Origin of the sequence: Streptomyces sp. WM6386, from assembly GCF_000972385.1 — a bacterium.
Classification (GTDB): domain Bacteria; phylum Actinomycetota; class Actinomycetes; order Streptomycetales; family Streptomycetaceae; genus Streptomyces.
In genome coordinates this window covers 1-751 of the sequence record NZ_JXTE01000304.1, presented here as the reverse complement: position 1 = coordinate 751, position 751 = coordinate 1, and the positions used below count along the sequence as shown (strand labels likewise).

Below are 751 nucleotides of genomic sequence, written 5' to 3'. Positions count from 1 at the left end.
GAGTGAAGGGGGTGCGCGTGAACTCGCCCCACACGCGCGGTACTCCAGTCGTCGTGGCGGCTCCGGGGCCGGTCGCTGCCGCGGCGTGGACGCCAACCGTCCCGGTCCCGGCTCCTGCCGCCGCCGCGACGGCGCCGCCCAGCAAAGTTCGCCTTGTCAGGCGCATGACATTCAGAGAGCCCTCGGTGCCCGTTCTCGCGTTCCCCATGTCCGTCCGCCTTTCCATGCATTTTCATGGATGTGAACGAGGTTCAAGTCTGTGTCGAGCGGTGAGCATGCCACGCGCCCCCTGCCCACGAAAGAGGTCGCGCACAGGTTTCTGGTACAGACCTGACCCGGGGTCGGCCCAGCGGCCGATAGCGGCTGAATCAGCGAGGCCAGGCTTCGAAAGGTCGCTGACACGCAGGGCCTTGCGCCCCCTCCGCCGTATGGGAGATCTCGAAAGGGGCCGGGAGCGCCCCCACCCCCCGGGCCGCTTGTACACGACCACGACCTGGTCCGGCTCCGGCGCTCCCAGGCAGAGGCACCCTTGGACTGCGACGTCTTCGCGCGTCCTGTCCCCCTACCCTGCGAGCGCGTCCAGGACTTCTGCGACCGGGATGGGATCCAGAGGGCCGACGTGTGACGCCCCGGGAAAGTCGTGCACACGGAAACTGTTGCCGGGCGTGAACGCGTCGGCTTCCGCGATCATCCTGTCCTGGAGTGCGGTGGCGATCGTCCGGTCCCTGCCGAAACGCAGGTAGGTGCGGGG

1 pseudogene is annotated in these 751 nt (G+C 68.4%); it reads right to left on the bottom strand.

The features are described 5' to 3' along the window. Window positions 1-562 precede the first annotated feature (562 nt). Window positions 563-751, bottom strand: a pseudogene (locus TN53_RS48850) (alpha/beta hydrolase); the annotation flags it as partial.